Source organism: Chryseobacterium sp. GVT01B (assembly GCF_019970045.1).
GTDB lineage: Bacteria > Bacteroidota > Bacteroidia > Flavobacteriales > Weeksellaceae > Chryseobacterium.
The window spans coordinates 126,034-143,928 of record NZ_JAHXYI010000002.1 but is presented as its reverse complement, the minus strand read 5'-3'; the positions used below and the strand labels follow the sequence as shown (position 1 = coordinate 143,928).

At 35.9% G+C, this 17,895-nt stretch carries 17 protein-coding genes and 1 tRNA gene; 14 read left to right on the top strand and 4 right to left on the bottom strand.

Features of this window, described 5'->3' with window-relative positions; genetic code table 11:
• Nucleotides 1-29: 29 nt before the first annotated feature.
• From LC457_RS04125 to LC457_RS04115, 3 genes are read left to right on the top strand one after another with little or no spacing between them, the layout of a single operon-like run.
• On the top strand, nucleotides 30-3,254 hold the full coding sequence (locus LC457_RS04125) for a SusC/RagA family TonB-linked outer membrane protein (protein ID WP_223598734.1): 3,225 nt from the start codon (nucleotides 30-32) through the stop codon (nucleotides 3,252-3,254).
• Nucleotides 3,255-3,258: 4 nt separating this feature from the next.
• Nucleotides 3,259-4,662, top strand: coding sequence for a RagB/SusD family nutrient uptake outer membrane protein (locus tag LC457_RS04120; RefSeq protein ID WP_223598733.1), 1,404 nt, complete (start codon nucleotides 3,259-3,261; stop codon nucleotides 4,660-4,662).
• A gap of 16 nt (nucleotides 4,663-4,678) precedes the next feature.
• Nucleotides 4,679-5,557, top strand: coding sequence for a glycerophosphodiester phosphodiesterase family protein (locus LC457_RS04115; protein WP_223598732.1), 879 nt, complete (start codon nucleotides 4,679-4,681; stop codon nucleotides 5,555-5,557).
• Nucleotides 5,558-5,650: 93 nt separating this feature from the next.
• Here the strand turns inward: LC457_RS04115 and LC457_RS04110 are convergent, their stop codons facing one another.
• The 3 genes from LC457_RS04110 to LC457_RS04100 all read right to left on the bottom strand — a co-directional run bounded on the left by LC457_RS04110 (nucleotide 5,651) and on the right by LC457_RS04100 (nucleotide 9,239).
• Nucleotides 5,651-6,472 carry an alpha/beta fold hydrolase gene (locus LC457_RS04110; protein ID WP_047375045.1) on the bottom strand — a complete coding sequence of 274 codons (822 nt, stop codon included), beginning with the start codon at nucleotides 6,470-6,472 and terminating at the stop codon, nucleotides 5,651-5,653.
• 291 nt (nucleotides 6,473-6,763) lie between these two features.
• The gene (locus LC457_RS04105) at nucleotides 6,764-7,552 is read right to left on the bottom strand and encodes a PhzF family phenazine biosynthesis protein (protein ID WP_223598731.1); all 789 of its coding nucleotides are present in this window, start codon (nucleotides 7,550-7,552) and stop codon (nucleotides 6,764-6,766) included.
• A 64-nt stretch (nucleotides 7,553-7,616) separates the two neighbouring features.
• Nucleotides 7,617-9,239: an AraC family transcriptional regulator gene (locus LC457_RS04100; protein WP_223598730.1), complete on the bottom strand. Its 1,623-nt coding sequence runs from the start codon at nucleotides 9,237-9,239 to the stop codon at nucleotides 7,617-7,619.
• A gap of 597 nt (nucleotides 9,240-9,836) precedes the next feature.
• On the opposite strand from LC457_RS04100, the gene LC457_RS04095 reads away from it, so the two are divergent.
• The 5 genes from LC457_RS04095 to LC457_RS04075 all read left to right on the top strand — a co-directional run bounded on the left by LC457_RS04095 (nucleotide 9,837) and on the right by LC457_RS04075 (nucleotide 13,350).
• Nucleotides 9,837-10,274 carry a helix-turn-helix domain-containing protein gene (locus tag LC457_RS04095; RefSeq protein ID WP_223598729.1) on the top strand — a complete coding sequence of 146 codons (438 nt, stop codon included), beginning with the start codon at nucleotides 9,837-9,839 and terminating at the stop codon, nucleotides 10,272-10,274.
• Nucleotides 10,275-10,278: 4 nt separating this feature from the next.
• Nucleotides 10,279-10,602 (top strand): helix-turn-helix domain-containing protein, encoded by a 324-nt coding sequence (locus LC457_RS04090; protein WP_223598728.1) that lies wholly within the window; start codon nucleotides 10,279-10,281, stop codon nucleotides 10,600-10,602.
• Nucleotides 10,603-10,676: 74 nt separating this feature from the next.
• Entirely contained in the window at nucleotides 10,677-11,564 is an 888-nt protein-coding gene (locus tag LC457_RS04085; protein WP_223598727.1) for a hypothetical protein, read from the top strand.
• A 10-nt stretch (nucleotides 11,565-11,574) separates the two neighbouring features.
• A complete protein-coding gene (locus LC457_RS04080; protein ID WP_223598726.1) occupies nucleotides 11,575-12,429 on the top strand; it encodes a hypothetical protein in 855 nt (284 codons plus the stop codon).
• 9 nt (nucleotides 12,430-12,438) lie between these two features.
• A complete protein-coding gene (locus LC457_RS04075; RefSeq protein ID WP_223598725.1) occupies nucleotides 12,439-13,350 on the top strand; it encodes a complement C1q domain-containing protein in 912 nt (303 codons plus the stop codon).
• Nucleotides 13,351-13,552: 202 nt separating this feature from the next.
• Here LC457_RS04075 and LC457_RS04070 read toward each other — a convergent pair whose 3' ends face one another.
• Nucleotides 13,553-14,146, bottom strand: coding sequence for a Crp/Fnr family transcriptional regulator (locus LC457_RS04070; protein ID WP_223598724.1), 594 nt, complete (start codon nucleotides 14,144-14,146; stop codon nucleotides 13,553-13,555).
• A 1,102-nt stretch (nucleotides 14,147-15,248) separates the two neighbouring features.
• Here LC457_RS04070 and LC457_RS04065 point away from each other — a divergent pair.
• The 6 genes from LC457_RS04065 to LC457_RS04040 all read left to right on the top strand — a co-directional run bounded on the left by LC457_RS04065 (nucleotide 15,249) and on the right by LC457_RS04040 (nucleotide 17,894).
• Complete coding sequence (locus LC457_RS04065) at nucleotides 15,249-15,404, top strand: hypothetical protein (protein ID WP_223598723.1); 156 nt, start codon at nucleotides 15,249-15,251, stop codon at nucleotides 15,402-15,404.
• Between the two features lie 194 nt (nucleotides 15,405-15,598).
• A tRNA-Ala gene (locus LC457_RS04060) sits at nucleotides 15,599-15,672 on the top strand.
• A gap of 288 nt (nucleotides 15,673-15,960) precedes the next feature.
• Entirely contained in the window at nucleotides 15,961-16,203 is a 243-nt protein-coding gene (locus tag LC457_RS04055) for a MoaD/ThiS family protein (protein ID WP_149832085.1), read from the top strand.
• Nucleotides 16,204-16,208: 5 nt separating this feature from the next.
• Nucleotides 16,209-16,625, top strand: a complete 417-nt coding sequence (locus tag LC457_RS04050; RefSeq protein WP_223598722.1) for a molybdenum cofactor biosynthesis protein MoaE — start codon at nucleotides 16,209-16,211, stop codon at nucleotides 16,623-16,625.
• Nucleotides 16,626-16,671: 46 nt separating this feature from the next.
• Nucleotides 16,672-17,547, top strand: coding sequence for a formate dehydrogenase accessory sulfurtransferase FdhD (gene fdhD, locus LC457_RS04045; RefSeq protein ID WP_223598721.1), 876 nt, complete (start codon nucleotides 16,672-16,674; stop codon nucleotides 17,545-17,547).
• Nucleotides 17,544-17,894 (top strand): hypothetical protein, encoded by a 351-nt coding sequence (locus LC457_RS04040; RefSeq protein WP_223598720.1) that lies wholly within the window; start codon nucleotides 17,544-17,546, stop codon nucleotides 17,892-17,894. Before fdhD ends, LC457_RS04040 begins: the two co-directional genes overlap by 4 nt.
• Nucleotide 17,895: the final 1 nt, after the last annotated feature.

Sequence of the window (17,895 nt, the reverse complement as noted above, 5' to 3'; positions counted from 1 at the left end):
AGTCAATAACAACTAATTTCAGCAAAGCTATGAAAAAAACAACAATTAGCATGATGTTGTTGGGTCTTTTGTGTGCACCACAGTTTACCTACGCAGAAGCTAACAAATGTTTTCAACAGTCCGTTATTCAGCGGAAAACGCCTTTGATTAAAATCTTTGAAAAACTTTCAAAAGAGCATGGCGTAAAATTCTTTTATTCGGTTTCAGATCTGAAAGATATCCAGGTGGATGAATCACAAGTCAACTATCAGTCATTATCAGCATCTTTAGACTATCTGAAGAAGAATATCGGTCTTGATTTTAATGTAGATCAAAAAACGGTGACGGTTCGTCTCAATGCAAGAGCGATGGCAAAAATTCAGAGAACCAATGCTCAACAGTCTGCAGAGTATATAAACTCAATTAAAGACACGGTAAAATCAAGAGAAAAAAATATTGATGAGGTTGTTTTGGTGGGCTACGGGAAGCAGAGTAAGAAAAACAATTCCGGCTCTATTTCTTCTATTGATGAGAAGCAGATGAAAGGAGTGGCTTCCAGTAATTTTGGAGATATTATTGCAGGAAAAGCAACCGGAGTTCAGATTACCCAGGCCAATGCAAGTCCGGGAAGTTCGCCTTCAATACGGGTGAGAGGTATAGGAACATTGACGGCAGGTTCCAATCCTTTGATCGTTGTGGACGGGCTGCCATTAACTGAAGGTTCTAATCTGAATGCTATTGACCCTAATTCCATTGCCAAAATTGATATTTTAAAAGACGCCGCTTCAGCCGCAATCTATGGTTCCAGAGGAGCAAACGGAGTGATTATCATTGAAACAAAGCAGGGAAAAAAGGGGAGAATGGCTGTTTCTTTCGATTCCTATTACGGAATGCAGATGAGAAGCGATAATGTGAAACTGGTCAACGCTTATGATATGGCCACTTTTCTGAAGGAAGCCAGAGACAACAATTATCTTTCTAAAGGGAGTAACAGAAGCATTTCTGATAATAATGCCACAAGAATAAGCAAAGGGGCTTCTTTAAGAGAATTAATTCCCTATTATTTAGCACCTTACCTTGCAAAGCAGCCCGGGTTAACAGATACCGACTGGTTGAATACTGTGATGAAACCAGCACCCATCAGCCAGACTTCACTGAATATTACCGGAGGAAGTGATAAGAGCAAATATGCTTTTACCATGAGTTATTTTAAACAAAAAGGACTCGTTATCGGGACAGATTACGAAAAATTTTCCACCAGTATCAACCTTTCAACTGAGCTTACAGATAAATGGAAAATAGGGGTAACAATGACGCCGTCTTATGCAACGGGTACGATCAATGCTGCAGAAAATTCAAGAAGTTATAATCCTTTGCAGATGGCTACGGCAATGTATCCTTTTTTTAAACCTTATAATAATGACGGAAGTCTTGCCATTTCTCAGCAGATTCTGGGAAATACAGCAACGGATGGAGCTTTGGTAGAAAATCCTGTGGCCGTTCAGGAAATGACCAACAGAAAATATACATTATTTAAAACATTCGGGAATATCTTCACTGAACTCGAATTGTTAAAAGGTCTGAAATACAGATTGTCCGTAGGCGGAGATTATTCCAATTACGAATACAATTTCTTTGATCCTTCTTCGGTAGGAGCGTACAGGGCAGCAGCTCCGGATGTGACTTTTGCCAACAGAACAGAATATATCCGCAAAAATTATTTAATAGAAAATTTACTTTCATTTGATCAAAAATGGGGTGCCCACCGGATGGATGCCATTGCCGGGCAGTCTTTCCAGCAGGAAGATAATACACAGCTTTTAACTGAAGCTACCGCATTTCCTGATAACAGCATCCGGAATATTGCAGGCGGAACTTCATTTAAAAATACATTAACGCAATACAAATGGCGGCTGATGTCTTATTTTACCAGAGTTAATTACACGTTTGACAATAAGTATAACCTGATGGCTTCCTATCGTAGAGACGGTTCTTCACGTTTCGGAAAAAACTCTAAGTGGGGAAATTTCTATGCATTTTCTGCAGGCTGGACCGTCAGTAATGAAAATTTCTTTCCTGAAAATAATTTCGTGACAGATTTGAAATTTCGATACAGTCTTGGAAGCAACGGAAATAATCAGATTCCTAATTTCGGGGCACTTTCATTGATGAATCCTGATAATTATAATTTTGGAGGAATGTTAGTGCCGGGATATACAACGGCAACAGCTCCCAATCCGAATATTTCCTGGGAAAAGTCCAGATCAAACAATTTCGGGATCGATTTTTCTTTGTTTAAAAATATCCTGAACATTTCTGCAGATTATTATATCCTGAACAGAGACGGTTTGTTGTTGGATGTTCCCGTTCCGCAGCAATCCGGTTTCAGTACCTCACTTCAGAATATCGGTAAGATCAAAAATTCCGGTTTTGAATTACAGATTGCCTCAAAAACGTTTACTATTGCTAAAGATTTTACGTATTCCGGGAGTTTTAATTTTTCCACCAATAAAAATGAAGTGTTAGCGCTTGCAAACGGCCAGAACCAGATTATCACGGGTGAGAATAACTTCTCTGTAACCAAAGTAGGAGGTTCAATAGGTGAAATGTACGGCTACAATATCCTTGGAATCTATAAAACTCAGGATCAGATTAACAATTCGCCACATATTACCGGAACGATGGTGGGGGATTATATTATGGAAGATCTGAATGGTGACGGAAAAATTGACGTCAACGATAAAAGAAGCTTTGGAAGCGGTGTTCCGAAATACATTCTCGGCTTTAATAATAATTTCAGATACGGGCTTTTTGAGCTGAGCTTTTCATTGTACAGCGAAATTGGTAAGAAAATCTATAATGCGGATGCCGTAACCACTTTAGAATCAGGAGAAGGCTTCGGAATGGCTTCACAGTATTATTTTGACAACCGCTATAACGCAGTTACCAATCCTGATGGCTTTTTCGGGATGCCGAATATGAACTTCTCGAACAACAGGAAAGAGGCCAGAACATCAAATTTATACTTTAAAAATGCAGATTATGTGAGACTGAGATCGCTTCGACTGGCTTTTAATTTCCCTAAATCTATGCTTGAAAATATCGGGATAGAAAACGCACAGATTTATCTGGTAGGAAACAATCTTTTCACGCTGTCAAAATACAAGGGAATGAACATCGATGCTACTTCGGACAATGTTCTTACACAGGGATTTGATCAGGCATATTATCCGGTCGCTAAAATTTATTCTATGGGCTTTAACCTTAAATTCTAAAATCATGAAAAAAATATTCATTACAATATTCAGCCTTTCGGTGATGTGCTCGTGCTCGTCTGATCTTTTGGATGTCAACCCTGAAGCACAGAAAGTTTCATCACAATTTTATACCAATTCTTCTGAAATTGAGCAGGGTATCATTTCAGTTTACAGCGCTCTTCAGTATACAGGACAATATCAGCTGGCAATGCCGGCTTTGGGAGAATTGCCTTCAGATAATACTTATGATGAGGTTCCTGCCAATGATTCTTTTACGTATGGTGAACTTGATTTTTTTACAATTCAGCCTAATAACAGCCTTATTGCAAGTGCCTGGAAAGATCATTATATCGGTATTCAGCAGGCGAATATTATTCTGACGAGGATTGGAAAAATTCCTGATATGACGGATGCCCTGAAGAATACAAGGATTGGCGAAATGAAATTTCTTCGGGCGTTGATGTATTTTAACCTCGTAAGAATTTATGGTGATGTTCCGTTGGTTTTAAAAGAAACTACGAATGTTAACGATTATTTCGGGCAGCCAAGAACTCCTGTTGTTGAGGTGTATTCTGCTATAGAAAAGGATTTGAAAGAAGCTATTGATCTTTTGCCGGCAACAACCTCACAAAAGGGGAGAGTAACTAAAGGAGCTGCGTTGGGAATTATGGGTAAAGTGCTTTTAACACAGAAGAAATTTGCTGAATCATTGACTTATTTAAATCAGATTGAATCGTTAGGTTACCAGCTTTTACCAGATGTCAATAAAATTTTTGATGTTACTAATGAAAATAATGCTGAAATTATTTTTGATGTACAGTTTACTTCCGGATTGAATGGAAATTCGGAGGGTAGTACAGCGTTTCAGATGTTCAGCCCTTCCGGATCGGTTTCCGGGGCCAAAGGACACAATCTTCCGACCAAAGAAGTCTACAATCTTTACTCAGCCGGAGATACCAGACGTTCTGCATATATCGGACTTACTTCAAACGGAATTCCTTTTAGTAAGAAATTGGTGAAAACATCGAATACCATTGCAGATGGAGGAAGCAATTTTGTGGTGCTGAGATTAGCCGATGTGTTCCTGATGATGGCAGAGTGTTTTGCAGAGCAGAATGACATTTCCAATGCGAATTTATATCTGAATAAAATTAAAACCAGAGCAGGAATTGCTGCTGTAAACCTTTCAACAAAAGACCTTCTCCTGAATGAAATTGACCGCGAAAGAAGACTTGAGTTTGTAGGAGAGGGCCACCGTTGGTTTGACCTTTTGAGAACAGGAAAAGCAATCCCGGTGATGACTGCTCATTTTGCTAATAATCCGGGTTACAGTACCGCACAGATTAAACCCTATCATCTTCTTATGCCTGTTCCGCAGGGGCAGATCAATACAGATCCAGCCATTAAACAAAATCCCGGATATTAATTAAACATTTGAAATTATGCTAAACAATAAATTATTACAAGTATTTCTTCTGAGTTTTTCTTCACTGTTCATTGCGCAACAAAAGAAAATTTTACTTTCTGATTTTCCTGATGATAAAGTAATGGTGGTTGCCCACCGCGGTGATTGGAGAGAGGCTCCGGAAAATTCAGTATGGGCCATAAAAAAGGCTATCGAAAAAGGAGTGGATATGGCTGAAATAGATCTTGCCATGACCAAAGACAGTATTTTGATCCTGATGCACGATAATACGATCGACAGAACGACAACAGGAAAAGGAAAACCGTCTGATTTTACACTGGAAGAAATCAAAAAACTGCATCTGAGAGACGGACTTGGAGTGGAAACGCAAATGAAAGTTCCCACGTTACAGGAAATTCTGGAAATCTCAAACGGAAAAATTCTTCTGAATCTGGATAAAGGTTTTGATTACATCAAACAGGTATATCCCTTGGTGAAAAAACGAAATATGCTTGATCAGATTTTGTTTAAAGGTCATGAATCCTACATGGAATTCAATCAGAAATATGGCGACATTAAAAATGATATTCATTATATGCCGATTATCCAGTTAGGTAAAAGTGAAGATCTTAAAAAAATATCAGATTATATCAAAAACTATAAAATTTATGGCTTTGAATTTACAGTAGGAACAACGGAAAAGAATCTGATTGATTTTAAACCTTTAAGAGAAAAAAAGATCAAAGTATGGGTCAATTCATTGTGGCCGCATCATAATGCCGGAAATAATGATGATCAGGTCCTGGATAATCCTGATGTTTATGATTGGTATATTAATAAAGGAGTCAACATTATTCAGACCGACCGTCCGAAAGAGCTTATCAATTATCTGAAACGTAAAAATCTTTATTATTGATTAATAAGGTATAGCACAAAAAGATTATAATATGACAAAAACAAAAGGTGGACTGAAATAGTCCACCTTTTTTATAATAAGTATGTTCTGTTATTAAGACTGGATAAATTCCAAAAGATCTTTATTGATAGTTTCATGCTCTGTAGTCGGCATTCCGTGAGGGAAACCTGGGTAAGTAATCAATTTACCATTCTTTAATAATTTTGCTGATTTTATAGCAGAATTTTCGATAGGAACAATCTGGTCATCTTCTCCATGTAAAACCAAAACCGGAATATCAACGGCTTTCAAATCTTCTGTGAAATCAGTTTCAGAAAATGCTTTAATGCCGTCGTAGTGAGCAACAATTCCACCCATCATTCCTTGTCTCCACCAGTTTCTCTGAATTCCGTCTTTGATGTTGGCTCCTTCTCTGTTGTACCCATAGAAAGGAAACGTCAGATCAAAATAAAACTGGTTTCTGTTGTTCAGAGTCTGCTCTCTGATTCCATCAAAAACTTCCATTGGAACGCCATCAGGATTGTTTTCACTTTTTACCATTACCGGAGGAACAGCGCTGATTAATACCGCTTTTTTTGCTCTGCCATTGGCATATTTATGTACATATCGGATTACTTCACCACCACCTGTAGAGTGTCCAATATGAACTACATCTTTCAAATCAAGAAATTCTACAAGTTCCGCAGCATCAGATGCATATTGTTCAATGGTGTGGTTATAGATATTCTGGCTTGAACGGCCGTGGCCTCTTCTGTCATGGGAAATTACTCTGTAACCTCTCTGTAAGAAAAAGATCACCTGTGCATCCCAATCGTCAGATGATAATGGCCATCCGTGGTGAAACATTAATACTGGTCCTTGTCCTTGGTCTTTGTAAAAAATCTCAGTTCCGTCTTTTAATGTAAATGTGCTCATAGTTTTAAATTTTTAATGTTAATTGTTGATTTATGTGATAATTTTTTGTTGTCTTATTTCTTTAGCAAATGTAGGACAGTTTGAGTTCATTGAAATTAATCTAGTTTAATTTCGTTCATATTTAATAAAAAATTTTTATTGGGATTTTTGTCTGCATTCTTTTGGAGAACCAAATTTTTACAGAAAAGGCACTAACCAAAGATAGTTAATGCCTTTTTTACTGTCATTCCAATATATATGTATCCTTCTCCAGAACGAGCTGCTTGACTATTCAGTTTAATTGGGATTATATTATTCTATCCACAGATGTCCCATAGAATACGTTTTGGCTTTACCCGCCACAATCACTCTTTCTTTTTTGTTTTCACAATAGAGCTGTCCGCCTCTTTCAGACAGCTGACGGGCAAAAAGCGTATCTTTTCCTAATCTTGAAGACCAGAACGGAATAAGCGAGCAGTGTGCAGAACCGGTTACAGGATCTTCGAGAATAGATGACTGCGGCGTAAAGTATCTTGAAACAAAATCACTGTCTGTACCGGCAGCTGTTACCACAAGACCACCAGGATCCAGATTGATAAGGTCAAAAACAGATCTTTCAATGTTGATATTTTTGATGTCGTCCTCAGAATCATATACCAGAATATAATCTCTTGATTTGAAAACTTCTTTGGGCTGGATATTGAGCGATCTGGACAAGATTTCCGGAAGAACAGCAGCTTCAGGCATTCTTGAAGGAAAATCCATATAGTAAACACCATCTTTAACCTCAACTGTTAATTCACCGCTTTTAGTTTCAAAAACGATTCTATTGCTCTGATAGTTTAAGATTGAGATCAGGCAATGCGCTGTGGCCAAGGTGGCATGTCCGCATAAATCCATCTCTATTTCAGGGGTAAACCATCTCAGATGAATCGTACTGCCGTTATTGATAAAGAAAGCTGTTTCTGCTACGGCATTTTCACAGGCAATTTTTAAAAGGAGCTCATCGGGTAGCCAGGTTTCTAAAGGAACGACACAGGCTGGATTTCCATGGAAAATTTTCTCAGTAAATGCATCTATTTGATATAATTCTAACTTCATAATTGATAAAAATTTCTGTCTCTAACGAAGATACTTTATTTTTCAGACATTGTTGACAGATTCATCATTCTGCGGTATTTTCTTTTTTCAGCTGGCTGATAAAATATGAAGGGCTTACCCCTGTTTCTTTTTTAAAGATAACTGCAAAAACTTCTCTTGAAGAGAAACCGCAAGCCTCGGCCAGATAGCTTATTTTATATTCTCTGAAAATAGGGGTGTCATATAACTTGTTTGTAATGAATTGAATCCGAAGTCCGTTAATGTAATTATTGAAGCTTTTATTTTTATATTGTTTGATAATCTCTGAAAGATATCTTGGGTTGGTAGCCAGTGAATTGGATAAAGAAGTTAGGGTCAGATCTTTTTTCAGAAACTTTTCGGATTTTTCAAATTTTGAAAGCTTATTTAGTAATAAGGCTGTAGTTTCTTCTGAGATGCTTAGATTATTTTCTGCTCCTTTATTCTCTATTTTGATTTCAGTGTCTTGCTTTTCAGAGACTTGAACTTCTTTTTTAAGATTTTCAATAATTGTTTCATATCGTTGATGAAGTTTGTTCTGATTCCGTTTCCAGTACCACCATCCTCCTGTAGCAAGAATCAGGGCAATGACAAAAAAAACGGCTGCAAACAGTAAGATATTATCCTGATGAACTTTATCTTTTTGCTGGCTTATTTTTTTTATAGTTTTATCAGCAGACATTTTATTGGAATGGGCTAAACTATCGCTAAGGTTTGAATAAAGAGCCATATATTTGATGGTAGAATCTTTATTTTTAAGGCTTTCAAAAGAATTTGTCATAGTAGCATACGCAGCCACTCTGCTGGCAGGAGAATGGGTTCTCTTTTCTAATTGTAAAACTTCCCGTGCGTACTCAATGGCTTCCTTATTTTTACCCTGTTCCGAATAGAAATTTCCCAAATAATTTAATATAGGAATTTTATCAACTTTCATCTGGGTAAATTTCCTTTGATTCATGATCTTTAATGATTTCTGCAGGTATTCTTCAGCAATATCCAGTCGTTTGGGCTTTGAAATCATCGCATAATGCATTCCTATATTCATATAAAGGTAGGAGATCATGTCATACTTTTCATCTGTCTGCCGTGAATTCTCAACATCGCTTATTTTTTCTGCTTCCTGCAGACTTTTTTTGAAATACAATAAAATAGTGTCCTGATGGGCTTTTTTAGGAATATAATAGCCAGCCGTTAACCCTTGGTAAATATGTGCCCTGTTAAAATGCTTTTTGTTCTCATCGGTAAGTTTATTGACATAATGTTCTGCCTTATGAAGTTCTTTGTAATTTTCATCAAAAAGGCCCAATGCAGAAAGAGCATTTCCTCTCTCAATATATGCCATAGCAATAGATTCGTTATCGTCAGTTTCTTTAGCCGCCTTTTCTACTTGATACGAATATTCAATAGATTTTTCATTTTCACCGGTATTATAATAAAGCATCATTAAGTTCTTTCCACTGGTAAGGATAGATTCTCTGTCATTAATGTTTTTAGCATCTTTGAATATCTGTAAATAAAGCTGAATCTTTTTCCTGGGATCCAGAGATGTATTTTTAGCTGATGCTAGTTTCTTTTCTATGCTTTGTTTTGTAATAGTTTGGTTATTTATTTGTGCGTGATAAAAACCGAAAATGATACAGGTGAGCAAAAGAATAATGTTGTTTTTCATCCTAATTACGTTGTTTTTTCTGTTTGCAATTTTAGCGTTATTTTAAGTATTTATCTGTTATTTAAATGTAATTATTTCGGAAATTATAATGCTGTTTTTTAAGATAAATATTTGATTATTAATTTGATCTGTATTAATAGGCATTTTCATGCATCGTACTTTCTTTTTATTCTATTATGTGTTTTTAACCTAGATTTTACCTGTTCCGGTCATATACTATTTTTCCTTCAATAGATTTTCAGACATCAAAAGATGCAGAATGCAGGAAAAATGAATAGCTTAAAAAGAATGTATTTACTGTTAAAAAAACTTTCTCAATCATAAAAGTTAAAGAGCATCAACTACTTTATAATATGGATATTTTACGACATATTTTCCAGTAATATAAACCGAATTTCTTACCATACACTCTCATTTGGTCTATGTCAATCATCTACATTTGCGATTGAAGAATTGCTTTATGCTGTGACAAGGATTAAAAAAATTATATCAGTTAAATCTAAATAGATATGGAATAAAACAACTTTTGATGTGAACACAAAACTTTAAACACAAAACCTGAATGATGAAAAAAATAACTGTAAAAGCTTTACGCCAATGATCCTTGATCTTAAGAACATTCATATAGGATCTCTGATAAAACTGCGTATTGAAGAACGGAATATCAATATACTCCGAATATGTAAATTTCTAAAATGTACAGAAGACGAACTGAATTCTATGTTATCTGAAAAGTCTTTGGATTCTGAAATCATACTGAAACTAAGTACACTGCTGGAATATGATTTTTTCAGACTTTATTCTCAGTATCTGATCCTTTATGCTCCACAAGCGATTTCAAATTATTCTGAAAAGAAAACCTCTCTTCCTCAATACCGGAAAAATATCTATACAAAAGAAATGGTAGACTTTATTCTGGAACAAATTGGAAATGGAAATAAAACACAAATGCAAATTGTACAGGAGTACAGAATTCCGAGATCTACCTTGTACAAATGGGTGAACAAATATGCACAATCAAAAAAGAAAGATTAATTGAATGAAAAACACGCCTGATTATAAAAAAATTTTTAATGATATCATCAATATAAAATTCCCTGAAAAAAAAGAAATATGCAGCCATTTATTAGATAAATCAAATTTATCAGTGCTTGATATTATAGACCTTAATGAGCTTCTTTTCAGAAACAGTTCCAAAGAAAACAGTGTTTTTAATCAGAAACACCGCTCTTATAATGAATCTGTAATTTATCAAATATTAGAATATCAAAAGAAAAATAGGCTGAACAATTCCCAACTTGCCGAGCATTTTAAACTAAGCAGGAATACTGTTACTAAATGGAAAAGTCTTTTTCCTATCTAAATAGTTCTCAACCTTTTGAAAGATCTCTTATAGATCATCATTCAATTAAAAATATGCAACAGATGAATAAAAAAATGACCATAGTAATATTGGGTGGAATGTATGGCCTTTTTTCTCCCTTAGACGCCCAAACAGGGATTGGAACATCAAATCCTCAGGGTATTTTACATGTAGATGGCGCAAGAGATAATGTTGCGACCGGAATACCAACAGCTGCTCAGGCTGCAAACGATGTTATTATCAACAAGACTACAGGTTTTTTAGGGTTAGGAGTTCTTGATCCTAAGGTAAAGCTTGATATGAGGTCTTCGGGCCCGGAAAATGCAATGGGTTTAAATACAACTACGATGAGTGCGTCTGTGGCAGGAGCAGGAGCTGTAAGGTATGATGTCATCAATGCACCTGTAGGGCCAAAGATTGAAGTATCAGATGGCTCAGTATGGAGCAAGGCCTATGTTGCTCCCCAGAAGTCGGTTGTTGTTGCACGTAAAATTACAAGCCAGTCAATAACACAGGGCTCAGCAACCAATATCGGTAACTGGAATGTAGTACGTGATATGAGCAATAGTTTTGATGGAACTTTAGGAGTCTTTACAGCTCCCCGTGATGGTACATATACTTTTTTATTAACCTTTAATTTTAATGGGGTCGTTATAAATGACGGTTCCAGAGTTGAATCACAATTTTACAATACAACAACAAACACAGTGCTGGCAAGTGTGTATAAAACTTTCGGACAATCGATGACAGGCACTCCCGATGATGCTAATGCAACACGATCTACTCAGGCCGGAGGATCAAGTACAGTTACCCTTACATTGAATGCAGGTACAAAAGTAGTGACGAGGCTTTGGCATAATCTCATCTCGAGTGGTGCTGTTACGCTTAGGGTCACAAGTAATTCTACAGATCCCACTAATCCGGATGATGGGTTTAATAATTTAACAATTATCGAACATTAAAAAATTCAATATGATGAAAAAGAATAGGAGTATACCATTTACACTGCTTGCATATATTTTATGTTTTTCCTCAGGGAACATTTTTGCGCAGGTAGGTATTTTTACTCATAATCCTGCGCAGACTTTACACATAGATGCAGCAAAAGACAACGGTGATACCCCGAATGCTCTGAAAGCAGCTAATGATATTGTGGTAGGTACAACAGGCAACCTTGGAATCGGCTTGCTGAATCCGGTTACCAAACTTGATCTTCGTTCTGCAGACAATAAAGGAATTATCGGGGTGGGAACAAGTGTGCAAACGCCAATTGAGGCTGGTGCCGGTGCTATACGTTATAATACAAGTGGATTTTTAGAATATTCAGATGGTGAACAATGGATTGCGCTTCCCCTTAAAGCTCCAACCAAAGCACTTGTTAATGCCAATAAAACCTCTGCGCAAAGTATTGGAAACAATACAACCACTCCAATATCAGGCTGGAATGAGACCGTTGATCTAGGCACGGCAGTTCCAAATGGAGACTTTGATCCTTCCAACGGTACTTTTACAGCTCCCCGTGACGGATTTTATCTGGTGTCATTTAATATTACGCTAGCTAGTGGCAATATCCCTAAGAATACCTTTATAGAAACGGCAATAGAAAGTAATCAGAGTGCTGAGAATATTCCCATATTTAAAACAGTAAACTCTTATCCTGCATTTCAGGCAGGAGCTGTAAGCAATTTTATAAGCGGAAACTGTAATGCAATCTTCAACCTCAAGACAGGTAACACGATTAAATTCAGTGTTAAACATAATCTGGGTGCTGCAAGGAATACCTTAAATGATGGAAAATTAAATAATCTAAGTATTAGTGAGTTATAAAAAAATATAATGATGATACAGCTATATAAAATCAAAGAAGCACTCTTAATTTTTACTCTTCTGCTTTTAGGAGTTCTCCGTGTTAATGCACAAATAGGATTTGGAGTAGGAAATCCGATAAATCCCGTTGAAATCAGTACAGATGCAGGTAAGGTTGTTATAGACAATACGGGTAGGTTAGGAGTATTAGTTCCCAGCCCTAAGGTTGCTGTAGATTTACGCAGTGGAAATAATGGTTCAATTGCGATAGGCAATACCGATAAAACTGCGAGCCAGGCTGGAGCAGGAGCTTTGCGGTATGTTGCAAGTCCTGCCATTGGAGTAAAAGGTTATTTAGAGTTTTCTGACGGTATAAACTGGGTAAGTTTTTTTCCTAAAGGTAAGCCCCGTATTGTCGTGATGGCTAATAAGATCACTCAGGATACCTATGTGTTTGAAAGTGCAACACCCTCAGAAATAGGAACTAAATCTGGTATTGTACAACGTAGATCCTCTTATTTAACCAATTGGGTTGAAAAACTTGACTCAGATTCTGGAGTGCCTACCAACAATTTTGATCCCGCCACAGGAGAGTTTGTTGCTCCCCGAACAGGAGTATATTTTGCAACCTTTACTTTTGCTCTGCAGTCCAGCCAGGTAAATACCGGAGGAAATAACCAGACAGAAGCCATTTGGGAGGTTAGAAATACCGGAGGTACAATCACTCAAAGGGTAAAAACTAATAACGGATATGCTTCAGACACAGGAGCTAGTCCTAATGCCGTACCTGTGGGTTCTGCATGTACCGTAAGTGTTTATTTGAACAAAGGAGATAAGTTAAGACCCTTTACCTGGATCACAGTAGCATTTGACGGTACAATAAGCCAATTTGATATATCAGGAAGCGGAGCATACAATTCTCTGACCATCGTAGAACAATAATGATATTGATTCATAAGTAGGTTCAGAAAATATAAATTTTAATAATGGGAATCCTTCTGTCTTATCATTATTTGATTGACAGCAACTTATTGATACCCGAAACTTGTACGAGCAATACACAAATGTCTTAATATATGCTGGGAAGCTCCCTTTTTCAGGGAGTTTCTCAGTTTTTTGTCTGCTATTACCGAATTCCTGATTTTTAATAAAATATCTTTCTGTTCTGAACTTTTATTAAATGCGCATTATGCATTTTTTTAATTGTTCTGATCACTGTTTCCACGCGCAGCCCTGTTAAATTAGCTAACTGCTGTCTAGTGAGAGGAATCTGAAATGAGTATTTGTTATTGTCATTATTGCCCTTCAGATAGTCCATTACTGTTTTGAGCTTATTTAAGGGATCCGGTGAGGAAACATTAAATAACATCACATACTTGTAATATAACCGCTCAGCCAGGCATTTAAACATTTTGGAAGAAACTTCCGGATTTTGATCCAGTAAGCTGAAGAAATCTGTTTTGGATAATTTGAGAACAGTGCAGGGCATTTTAGCGGTAGCGTTGGTAGGGTAGACCTTTTCATCAAAAAGAAATGATTCTCCAAAACTCTCCCCGTCATACAAAATGTTTTGAATAAATTCTTTACCGTCTTCGTGATAATTGTTTAGTTCAACAATACCATTAATAATCTGATAATAAAACTTTGGCAAATTTCCTTCATGAAAAATCGTTTGATTCGTTTCAAAGCTTTCATAATTTGCACCATAGGCTAATAATAAATCTTCACTTATTATCATGTCTTTAAATTTTATAAGTTAATAATGAATTATGTTTAAAAATTTATAAAACGCACAACAAAAAATAAACCATATTCAGTAAATTTTATAAAAAAAAGTACCACATTTTTTTGCTTGTTTTTTTACTCCTTTACCAATCATCTGTAAATAAAAATTCCCTGTTATAAGGGATTTATGATATTTTAACATAAGTTTTATGATCTTAATCATAATGGCAATTCTTGTATTTCACTATATTTGGAATAATAAAACTAACCATGAAATAAGGATAACATAAAAACTTGTTAAACTAAAAATTATTAAAGATTATCAAAGATTATGAAAGACTTATTTTCATTAAAAGGAAAGAGGAAGGATCATATTGTGAGGTATTTTAAGAAAAAAATGTACCAATTGATCGAAAAGGGAAACTGGATTACCTTTACAATTAAAAGATGGTACAGGACAATGATTATATCCTGTCTGATATGTAATGACTTAGTTACATTAGTTATTGTAAAGACTAAGATTACTCCGTTTTATGAAAAATATACGGTGTTGTAGTGTTGATACGCTATATTATTCATCCATAGTAAGTAAAATGCAAATCTTCTTTTCTTTTGTCATTTATTGAGAAACGCTTCGTTTACCAGGTTTGAGTATGTGGTCGAACTTCTGGAATTCATTTCATTTATTGTTGTCTCTTTCGTGCTGAGTTTTTATAAGCTCCAGTTCTGTCTTTCTGTTTCCTGGATATTTTCCAAAAACTAATAAAGCTACTTAAAAAAGATCTGGTAAACCAAAACCAGCCATCCTGTTATACATAGCCAGGTGATCATTCCGATTATTTTTACAGGCCAATCCGAACTTTGAAATAATAGACAATCTTTAATAAATTCTTTCATACTTCTAAGATACTTTTATAGGCTGAATTTTATTTACGGAAACCCGTAACGATTATCTTTTTATGTTAAACCTCTTAATAGGGGATGAACATTATATTTGATACCTGAAGTGATTTTTATTCTTTCTACACTTATTTTCTACTCATGCACACTTACTAATTCTTCCTTGCATTGGATTTTATCCATCTTTAATTTTACAGCCTAATCAAAAATTTATTATGAAAAAATTATCAAGAAATGCCTTAAAAACAATTGGAGGAGGCTTCTCATGTACCTGTGGAACCAGATATATTGGAGAATTTAGCTCAATCGCATCTTGTACTTTTGCTTGTAGTGTTCTTATTAAAGCACCATGGGATAAAGAAGTTCATTAATTTATAAAGGCCGGTTATCGGCCTTTTTTATAGCCCTATAGTTATTGGATTCTTTTACTTTTTGTCTATAACTTAATATGGTCAGAAAGAACTATAGAAGAGTTTCAAATTTTTATGAAATAAAAACCACAAAATAGTTGCATATATTATTTAAATACTTACTTTTGTACCCGCTTCGCGATTAAAGAAAATATGGGGGATTGGCGCAGTTGGCTAGCGCGTTTGACTGGCAGTCAAAAGGTCACGGGTTCGAATCCCGTATTCTCCACTTTATGTATCTGATAAAATCTTCAGAATCTACTAAAAAGATGTATACATCCTGCAAAAATTAAAGTTTGCAGGATTTTTTTATTCCCTAACCACTTTAGAACATTCTTTTTACAAATTGCAGGGCTAACTTTTTTATCCTAAGCTCAAATACCGCTTTAAAAATCAGTATTATTGTAAGAAAATAATATTCTGCAATATTTACGGAGCATTGAGTTTTTTAAATTATTAAAGAACGATTATTATCCTAAATGTTTTTATATAATATGTTAATCAGCTAAAAGTAAAAATGATACTCAAAATATTAGCATTCGGAATCACGAAAGACATTTTCGGAACCTCGGAAAAAGAAATAGAAATAGATGAAGGTGCTGATGTTAAAGCACTGAAAACATTGCTGGAAAAAGATTTTCCGGAACTGAAAAAACTGAAATCCTATTTTATTGCCGTTGATGATGAATATGCAGAAGACAGTCAAATTGTAACAGTTTCTAACGAAATAGCAATAATCCCTCCGGTAAGCGGCGGATAACAGATATGATTGATATAAAAATAACAGAGAATCCACTAGATATCCAAGAGTGTTTTACCCTTGCTTCCGATCCGGCATGCGGGGGAATTGCATCATTTGTAGGAACAGTACGAAATCATACCAAAGATAAAACTGTTACCAGACTGGAGTATGAGTGCTATGAATCTATGGCCGTTAAGGAGATGCGGAAAATTGCAGATAAGGCTATCTCTTTATTTTCAGTGAAAAATATTGTAGTTCACCATCGTACCGGAACTTTATTTCCGGGTGATACAGCGGTAATAATCGTTGTAAGCGATGGGCATAGAAATACTGTTTTCGATGCGTGCAGCTATATTATTGAGACGATCAAGCAAACGGTTCCTATCTGGAAAAAAGAAGTGCTGGAAAACGGAGAAGAATGGGTTTCTGCACATCCCTGATTTGAGGAATAAAATTTTGTACCTTTACTAGACCAGTTGTTAAATCATGAAAGCCGATCTGTTATCCAATAAATCAGTCAAACAGATAGAAATTGTCAAAATCAATGGGAACAGCAGTTTTCCTTTTACAGATGATATTTCTATAGAAGAACCCTTGGAAATAAGGGTTTCATATCTTGCAGCAGATCAAAAAGAATCTAAAAATATATCAGTAACCATGCGGACTCCCGGAAACGATGCAGAACTGGCAGCAGGCTTTTTATTTACCGAAGGAATCATTTCCAACCGGAATCAGATTAAAAATATACATTACCCTGAATCTGAATGTTCCAGAAACAATGAAAATGTTGTAATCGTTGAGCTTGTCGATAATTTTGTTCCTGAACTCAGGAAAGCCGACCGGAACTTTTACACGACTTCCAGTTGTGGCGTATGCGGAAAAGGCTCCATAGAATCTATACGAACCGTAAGCCCTTTCCTTCATCAGAAAAAAGAGAATACGGTTGTTTCCCTTGAAACCATCTATCAGTTATCCGAAAAACTATGTTCTTTTCAGAATAATTTCAGTGCTACAGGAGGTATACATGCTTCCGGTATCTTTGACTTGGAAGGCAATCTGCTTGCTTTACGGGAAGATGTAGGAAGACATAATGCATTGGATAAACTTATAGGACATGCCATGTCTGCGGACCTTCTTCCTCTTACGGATAAAATTCTGATTTTAAGCGGAAGGGCCAGTTTTGAACTTATTCAGAAAGCGGCAATGGCAGGAATTACTACTGTTGCAGCAATAGGAGCACCTTCCAGCCTGGCAGTAGATCTCGCAAAAGAATTTGATATGACTTTATTGGGCTTTCTACGGGATAATCGCTTTAATATTTACCATAACGGGAGCCATTTTAAAATTGAAAATTTATTATGAAAATAAGAATTAAAGATAATTCAGTAAGATTTCGTCTTACACAGTCTGAAGTTGCAGAACTAGGGAAGAGCGGAGTCATCTCAAGCTTTACAGAATTTATAGACCGTCCGTTTATTTATACTATCGAAAAAACTGACGATTCAGAGCTTTCTGCGACTTTTATTGAAAATAAAATTGTTCTGAAAATGCCCGGAACAATGATCACAGAATGGATTTCCACAGACAGAGTCGGCTTTGACGGACAATCCGGGCTGGTGAAAATTTTAATAGAAAAGGATTTTGTATGCATTGATAATACTTTGGAAGATCAAAGCGACAATTATCCTAACCCAAGTTTAAAGTGCTAAT

What these genes read in the sequence shown, in the direction of transcription:
- LC457_RS04125 (WP_223598734.1), top strand. Translation starts at nt 30, where the DNA reads ATGAAAAAAACAACAATTAGCATGATGTTGTTGGGTCTTTTGTGTGCA.
- LC457_RS04120 (WP_223598733.1), top strand. Translation starts at nt 3,259, where the DNA reads ATGAAAAAAATATTCATTACAATATTCAGCCTTTCGGTGATGTGCTCG.
- LC457_RS04115 (WP_223598732.1), top strand. Translation starts at nt 4,679, where the DNA reads ATGCTAAACAATAAATTATTACAAGTATTTCTTCTGAGTTTTTCTTCA.
- LC457_RS04110 (WP_047375045.1), bottom strand. Translation starts at nt 6,472, where the DNA reads ATGAGCACATTTACATTAAAAGACGGAACTGAGATTTTTTACAAAGAC.
- LC457_RS04105 (WP_223598731.1), bottom strand. Translation starts at nt 7,552, where the DNA reads ATGAAGTTAGAATTATATCAAATAGATGCATTTACTGAGAAAATTTTC.
- LC457_RS04100 (WP_223598730.1), bottom strand. Translation starts at nt 9,239, where the DNA reads ATGAAAAACAACATTATTCTTTTGCTCACCTGTATCATTTTCGGTTTT.
- LC457_RS04095 (WP_223598729.1), top strand. Translation starts at nt 9,837, where the DNA reads ATGATCCTTGATCTTAAGAACATTCATATAGGATCTCTGATAAAACTG.
- LC457_RS04090 (WP_223598728.1), top strand. Translation starts at nt 10,279, where the DNA reads ATGAAAAACACGCCTGATTATAAAAAAATTTTTAATGATATCATCAAT.
- LC457_RS04085 (WP_223598727.1), top strand. Translation starts at nt 10,677, where the DNA reads ATGACCATAGTAATATTGGGTGGAATGTATGGCCTTTTTTCTCCCTTA.
- LC457_RS04080 (WP_223598726.1), top strand. Translation starts at nt 11,575, where the DNA reads ATGATGAAAAAGAATAGGAGTATACCATTTACACTGCTTGCATATATT.
- LC457_RS04075 (WP_223598725.1), top strand. Translation starts at nt 12,439, where the DNA reads ATGATGATACAGCTATATAAAATCAAAGAAGCACTCTTAATTTTTACT.
- LC457_RS04070 (WP_223598724.1), bottom strand. Translation starts at nt 14,146, where the DNA reads ATGATAATAAGTGAAGATTTATTATTAGCCTATGGTGCAAATTATGAA.
- LC457_RS04065 (WP_223598723.1), top strand. Translation starts at nt 15,249, where the DNA reads ATGAAAAAATTATCAAGAAATGCCTTAAAAACAATTGGAGGAGGCTTC.
- LC457_RS04055 (WP_149832085.1), top strand. Translation starts at nt 15,961, where the DNA reads ATGATACTCAAAATATTAGCATTCGGAATCACGAAAGACATTTTCGGA.
- LC457_RS04050 (WP_223598722.1), top strand. Translation starts at nt 16,209, where the DNA reads ATGATTGATATAAAAATAACAGAGAATCCACTAGATATCCAAGAGTGT.
- fdhD (WP_223598721.1), top strand. Translation starts at nt 16,672, where the DNA reads ATGAAAGCCGATCTGTTATCCAATAAATCAGTCAAACAGATAGAAATT.
- LC457_RS04040 (WP_223598720.1), top strand. Translation starts at nt 17,544, where the DNA reads ATGAAAATAAGAATTAAAGATAATTCAGTAAGATTTCGTCTTACACAG.